The organism is Aeromicrobium sp., from assembly GCF_032084975.1.
Classification (GTDB): domain Bacteria; phylum Actinomycetota; class Actinomycetes; order Propionibacteriales; family Nocardioidaceae; genus Aeromicrobium.
Genome location: NZ_DAMDLR010000111.1, coordinates 541 through 6,134, shown reverse-complemented (window position 1 = coordinate 6,134; position 5,594 = coordinate 541). Strand labels below are relative to the sequence as shown.

Genomic DNA, 5,594 nt, shown 5'->3' with positions numbered 1-5,594 from the left:
CGCCAGGCCCAGAGCCTGGGCCCGGCCTGGCCGCACCTGCAGCGCACGCTGCGCGCCCACGACGGCGACGTGCTGGTCGACGCGGGCCGTTTCGTGGCCGGCTCTCCGGCCGGACCGGTCGTCGAGGGATCCGACGCGGTCGTCTTCGTGGTCCGCTCCGAGATCGCCGCGGTCGCGCATCTGCGCGACCGCCTGTCCAACGTGCGCGAGCCCTGGTCGCTCGGTCGTCCCGGCTCGATCCGGGTCGGCGTGCTCGTCGTCGGCGACCCGCGCGACCAGCGCGCCGTCGACGACATCGGCCGCCTTCTGGCCTCGTCCGAGCTGTCGGTGACGATGCTAGGCACGGTCGCGCACGATCCCAAGAACGTGCTGCGCGGTCCCGCGTCGTCCTCGCGGGCCATGCTCCGCTCGGTCTTCGCCCGCTCGCTCGTCGACGTCGTGCCCCGAGTCCGCTCCCTGGCCGTCCCGGCCACGATCGCGCAGGAGGCCTGATGGACCAGCAACTGCTGCGCGCCCTGCGCGAAGAGGTCGCCGACAGCCTGGCCCGCCAGCGTCGCGAGGACGCCACGGCCGGCCTGCCCCAGATGTCCACCGAGGACGAGCGCCAGTACGCACGGGCGATCATCGCCCGGGTTCTCGAGTCGCATGCCCGGCGCGAGATCGCCGCGGGCCGGGCTCCGCTGACCGGGGCTGAGGAGGCCGAGCTCGCCGACGGCATCCACGCCGCGCTCTACGGCGTCGGCCGGCTCCAGCCGCTGCTGGACGACCCCGAGGTCGAGAACATCGACATCAACGGGTGCGACAACGTCTTCGTCGGCTACGCCAACGGCGAGGAGAAGCGGATGCCGCCCGTCGCTGACAGTGACGACGAGCTGGTCGAGCTGGTGCAGGTGCTGGGCGCCTACTCCGGCCTGACCAGCCGTCCGTTCGACACCGCGAACCCGCAGCTCGACCTGCGCCTGCCCGACGGCAGCCGCCTGTCGGCCGTCATGGGAGTCACGCAGCGTCCCTCGCTGTCCATCCGCCGTGCACGCCTCAGTCGTGTCTCGTTGGACATGCTGGTCGAGAGTGGCACGATGACGCCCGAGCTGGCCTCGTTCCTGTCGGCCGCGGTCGCCGCGCGCAAGAACATCATGATCGCCGGTGCGACCAACGCCGGAAAGACGACGCTGCTGCGTGCGCTGGCCAACGAGATCGGTCCGCAGGAGCGCCTGATCACGGTCGAGCGAGCGCTCGAGCTCGGCCTGGGCGAGTTCCCCGACCTGCACCCGAACGTCGTCGCGTTCGAGGAGCGGCTGCCGAACTCCGAGGGCCAGGGCGAGATCGCGATGTCCGAGCTCGTGCGGCGCTCGCTGCGCATGAACCCCAGCCGCGTCATCGTCGGCGAGGTGCTGGGCGACGAGATCGTCACGATGCTCAACGCGATGAGCCAGGGCAACGACGGGTCGCTGTCGACGATCCACGCGAACTCGTCGGTCGAGGTGTTCAACCGCATCAGCACGTACGCGATCCAGTCCAAGGAGCGCCTGCCCGCCGACGCCACGATGATGCTGATCGCCGGCGCGATCGACTTCGTGATCTTCGTCCAGCGCCGCAACGACTACCACTCCGGTGGCGGCCTGCGCCGCGTCATCACCTCGGTGCGCGAGGTCAACGGCGTCGACGGGCGCGTGCTGTCCAGCGAGGTCTTCGCCGAGGGACCCGACGGCGTCGCGCACGCCGCCGCGGCCGTCAGCTGCATCGAGGACCTGCAGATGCACGGCTACCGTCCGACCGCGTACGAGGGCCAGGCCTACTGATGGGCTCCCAGACCCCGCTCATCATGCTCCTCGGCGCCCTCATCGGCGCCGGGGCGCTGCTGGTCGTGATGGGGATGTCCGACCACGAGGAGGCGCCGCTGCGGACGAAGCGGTCGCTGCGGGACCGCATCCAGGGCAACTCCCGCCGCGCCCTGCTGGGGTTCGTCGCCGGACTGCTGATCCTGCTGCTGACGTCGTGGCCCGTGCTGGCCGTCGCGGTCGGCCTGCTGGTCTGGTTCGCCCCGATGCTGTTCGGCGGTGTCGCCAGCGAGAAGCGGGCCATGGCCCGCCTCGAGGGCCTCGCCGCGTGGACCGAGTCGTTGCGCGACACGATCGCCGGCGCCGTCGGCCTGGAGCAGGCCATCCCGGCCACGGCCTACGCCGCCTCGCCGGCGATCCGCCCCGCGCTCATCCGACTCACCGACCGGCTGCGGGTCCGCACGTCGCTGTCGACGGCGCTGCAGGGCTTCGCCGACGACATCGACGACCCCAGCGCCGACCTCATCGTCGCGACGCTCATCCTGAACGCCCGCCTGCGCGGTCCCGGCCTGCGTGACGTGCTCTCATCTCTCGCGCGCTCGGCGCGCGCCGACCTGGACATGCGTCGCCGGATCGCCGCCAGCCGCTCCAGCACGCGTCGCAGCGTCCAGATCGTCATGGGCGTCACGGTCGCGTTCGTGCTCGGCCTGGCGATCTTCAACCGCTCGTACGTCGAGCCCTACGGCACGCCGATCGGCCAGGTCGTCCTGATCCTCGTGATCGGCCTGTTCGCCGCCGGCTTCTGGTGGATGCGCCGGCTCTCGGAGTTCGAGATGCCCGAGCGGTTCCTGCTGGCGAAGCAGGAGGCACGATGACCTGGATCCTGGTGTGGGGAGCGCTCGCCGGTGCCGGTGTCTGGCTCCTGATCAGCCGCTCGCCGGCGTTCGGTGCGACGGCAGCCTCCGAGCTGGCCCGCCTCGACGCGCAGCGCCGCCGCGGTGCGCCGCGCGCGGTCCGCGTCGACGACGGCGAATCCAAGTCCGAGCGACTGGGATCTCGGGTCGCGACGGCGCTGGCCGACCGCGGCATCGAGCTGCCCGGCAGCATCCGCTCGGACCTGGCGGTCATGAACCGCTCCGTCGAGAGCCACCTGGGCTCGACCCTCGTGGCGGCCATCGTCGGTGCGTTCGCCCCGGCGATCGCGCTCGGGCCGCTCATGTTCTTCGGCATCGTCAGCCCGACCCTGCCCATGTGGCTGGCGATCGTCGGTGCCCTCGGCGGCGCGGCGATCGGCCAGCTCCAGCTGCACTCCGAGGCCAACGACCGCCGTCGCGACTTCCGTCACGTCGTCAGCGCGTTCCTCGACCTCGTGTCGATGAACCTCGCCGGTGGACGTGGCGTCCCCGAGGCGCTCTCGGCCGCCGCCGGCGTCAGCGAGGGCTGGGGCATGGTCCGCCTGCGCCAGACGATCGAGAACGCGCGGCTGCAGGGGATCACCCCCTGGAACGCGCTGGGCCGCCTCGGCGACGAGATGAAGGTCGAGGAGCTGCGCGACCTCGCCGCGGCGCTGGCGTTGGTCGCCGAGGACGGCGCGAAGGTGCGTGACTCGCTCACCGCACGGGCCGCGTCGATGCGCCAGCGCGAGCTCGCCGACTCCGAGAGTCGCGCGCAGGAGCGGTCCCAGTCCATGCTGGTGGCACAGTTGTTGTTGGCGGCCGGCTTCCTCGTCTTCCTGATCTTCCCGGCGCTGTCAGGCATCGCCGGGCTCTGAACGAACCGCACCACCGAAGGAGAAGCACCATGTTCCACCCCGCATTCGGTTTCCTCATGACCGTGCTCGGCGCCAAGCTCGACAAGGCGCGCAGTGAAGAGGGCGCCTCGGCCGTCGAGTGGGTCGTCATCGCGGCCGTCCTGGTGGCCATCTGTGGCGCCGTCGCCGCGATCCTCGTCGGCGCGCTCGAGGGCAAGGCCGGCGAGATCGGCTCCGACATCGAGGGCGCCTGAGCCATGCGCTCACGAGCACGGGACGAGCGGGGGGCCAGCGTCATCGAGCTGGTCCTCTACACGCCCCTGCTCATGATCGCCATGATCATCACGATCCAGTTCTCGTTGACGTACCTGGCCAAGCAGTCCGCCAGCGCCGCCGCTCGTGAGGCGGCGCGTGTCGCTCGCGTCACCGGCGACGCGGGCATGGGGCACGCCAAGGGCGTCTCCTCGGCGGAGTCGCTGGGCCGCGGGCTGCTGAAGAACCCGCAGGTGCAGGTCAACCAGGTCGGCGACAGCATGCGGGCCACGGTCAGCGGCCGCGCCAACCAGCTGCTGCCGTTCCTGGCGTCGCCCAAGGTCACCGAGGTCGTGCAGGGCCGGATCGAGGAGTTCCAGCAGGACGGTGCGCCATGAGGGCGAATCTCCACCGGTCCGAACGGGGCTCCATGTCGGTCGAGGTCGTGCTCATGGTCCCGATCCTCGTGATGTTCACGCTGCTGGTGCTGGCCGGCGGGCGCTACGTGGCGGTCAAGGCCGACATCGACGCGGCCGCACGCGACGCGGCCCGTGCGGCCTCGTTCGAGCGCAGCGAGTCGGCGGCTCGCGCGGCCGCCGCGGAAGCGGCCAACTCCAGCGACGTCGACGACAGCTTCTCGTCGTGCGCCGTCGCGAGCATCACGGGCAACTTCGAGGCCGGGGGAGTGGTGAACGTCCGGGTCCGCTGCACCGTCAGCAACGACGGTCTCGGGCTCGTCGGACTCACCGGCAGCCGGAACTTCGAGGCCACCAGCAGTGCTCCCATCGACCAGTTCCGGAGGTTCGGATGAGATTGCGCCCGACTGATCGCCGCGAGCGCGGTGGAGCCACGATCTTCGTGCTGTCCATGTCGCTCGTGCTGATGCTCTGCGCCGGCCTCGTGATCGACGGGGGCATCGGCATCAACACCCGCATGCGGGTCGCCGACGACGCGGAGCAGGCCGCCCGCGCCGGTGCCAACGCCGTCAACATCGACCAACTGCGCGACGGCGGAGCGCTCGCGGTCGATCTCGGGCTCGCCAAGACCTACGCGCAGGAGTTCCTGCAGGCCCGCGGGTACGACGGCGGCCAGTTCGAGATCCAGGTGAACGCCAACTCGGTCACGATCGCCCTGCGCGACACCAGCGAGACCACGATGCTCAAGCTCATCGGCATCAACCAGTACCCGGTCACGGCGCGCGCCACGGCGACCGCGGCGACGTCCTGACGACGAGGAGATCCTTCCCATGACCGAACCCACCACCGCTCCGGACGCCACGCGCTTCGAGTCCCTCGCGCCACGTCCCGAGGAGGAGACCTCCTCCGTCGCCTCGCGTGTCGGGTCGGCCCTCGCGCTGCTGGGGCTGCTGATCGGGCTGCCGGTCGCCCTGGTGCTGCTCGGCGGTGCGCCGCCGATCCCCACCGAGACGCCGGGCCTGCGCGACCTCGCCCGCCAGCTCGGCCCCGAGGACCTCGTCACGGTCCTGGTCGCGATCGTCTGGCTGCTGTGGCTGGTCTTCGTCATCTGCGTCGTGCTCGAGGTGATCGCGACCCGTCGCGGCGGCCTGGCCCGCACGATCCCGCTCGCCGGTCCGTTGCAGCACCTCGCCCGCGCCCTGATCGGCAGCCTGCTGGTCACCGGCCTGGTGGCCGGTCCGGCCCAGGCCATGGGCTCCTCGGCCGACATCGCCCCGCCGTCCGAGCCGGTCGCCGCGGCGGTCGTCGACACGGGGACCACCGCCACGCCCGACGAGAAGCCCACGCGTGCCGAGCGCGTCGAGAAGCGTCTCGCGGGCGAGCTGGTCTACATCGTCA

8 protein-coding genes and 1 pseudogene are annotated in these 5,594 nt (G+C 71.4%); all 9 read left to right on the top strand.

Going from position 1 to position 5,594, the window contains the following annotated elements:
* A partial coding sequence (locus RT323_RS15625; protein WP_313410088.1) for a hypothetical protein occupies positions 1 to 492 on the top strand: 492 nt, incomplete at its 5' end.
* Entirely contained in the window at positions 492 to 1,799 is a 1,308-nt protein-coding gene (locus RT323_RS15620) for an ATPase, T2SS/T4P/T4SS family (protein ID WP_313410086.1), read from the top strand. The genes RT323_RS15625 and RT323_RS15620, both read left to right, overlap by 1 nt.
* Positions 1,799 to 2,653, top strand: coding sequence for a type II secretion system F family protein (locus RT323_RS15615; protein ID WP_313410084.1), 855 nt, complete (start codon positions 1,799 to 1,801; stop codon positions 2,651 to 2,653). The genes RT323_RS15620 and RT323_RS15615 overlap by 1 nt, the downstream gene beginning before the upstream one ends.
* A complete protein-coding gene (locus RT323_RS15610; RefSeq protein ID WP_313410083.1) occupies positions 2,650 to 3,549 on the top strand; it encodes a type II secretion system F family protein in 900 nt (299 codons plus the stop codon). The genes RT323_RS15615 and RT323_RS15610 overlap by 4 nt, the downstream gene beginning before the upstream one ends.
* 29 nt (positions 3,550 to 3,578) lie before the next feature.
* The gene (locus RT323_RS15605; RefSeq protein WP_313410081.1) at positions 3,579 to 3,782 is read left to right on the top strand and encodes a hypothetical protein; all 204 of its coding nucleotides are present in this window, start codon (positions 3,579 to 3,581) and stop codon (positions 3,780 to 3,782) included.
* Positions 3,783 to 3,785: 3 nt separating this feature from the next.
* A complete protein-coding gene (locus RT323_RS15600; RefSeq protein WP_313410079.1) occupies positions 3,786 to 4,178 on the top strand; it encodes a TadE/TadG family type IV pilus assembly protein in 393 nt (130 codons plus the stop codon).
* Entirely contained in the window at positions 4,175 to 4,591 is a 417-nt protein-coding gene (locus tag RT323_RS15595; RefSeq protein WP_313410078.1) for a TadE/TadG family type IV pilus assembly protein, read from the top strand. Before RT323_RS15600 ends, RT323_RS15595 begins: the two co-directional genes overlap by 4 nt.
* The gene (locus RT323_RS15590; RefSeq protein ID WP_313410076.1) at positions 4,588 to 5,007 is read left to right on the top strand and encodes a hypothetical protein; all 420 of its coding nucleotides are present in this window, start codon (positions 4,588 to 4,590) and stop codon (positions 5,005 to 5,007) included. Before RT323_RS15595 ends, RT323_RS15590 begins: the two co-directional genes overlap by 4 nt.
* Positions 5,008 to 5,026: 19 nt before the next feature.
* A pseudogene (locus RT323_RS15585) lies at positions 5,027 to 5,594 on the top strand (hypothetical protein); the annotation flags it as partial.

Excerpts from the sequence above, each read along its gene's own strand:
- RT323_RS15620 (WP_313410086.1), top strand. The coding sequence starts at position 492 with ATGGACCAGCAACTGCTGCGCGCCCTGCGCGAAGAGGTCGCCGACAGC.
- RT323_RS15615 (WP_313410084.1), top strand. The coding sequence starts at position 1,799 with ATGGGCTCCCAGACCCCGCTCATCATGCTCCTCGGCGCCCTCATCGGC.
- RT323_RS15610 (WP_313410083.1), top strand. The coding sequence starts at position 2,650 with ATGACCTGGATCCTGGTGTGGGGAGCGCTCGCCGGTGCCGGTGTCTGG.
- RT323_RS15605 (WP_313410081.1), top strand. The coding sequence starts at position 3,579 with ATGTTCCACCCCGCATTCGGTTTCCTCATGACCGTGCTCGGCGCCAAG.
- RT323_RS15600 (WP_313410079.1), top strand. The coding sequence starts at position 3,786 with ATGCGCTCACGAGCACGGGACGAGCGGGGGGCCAGCGTCATCGAGCTG.
- RT323_RS15595 (WP_313410078.1), top strand. The coding sequence starts at position 4,175 with ATGAGGGCGAATCTCCACCGGTCCGAACGGGGCTCCATGTCGGTCGAG.
- RT323_RS15590 (WP_313410076.1), top strand. The coding sequence starts at position 4,588 with ATGAGATTGCGCCCGACTGATCGCCGCGAGCGCGGTGGAGCCACGATC.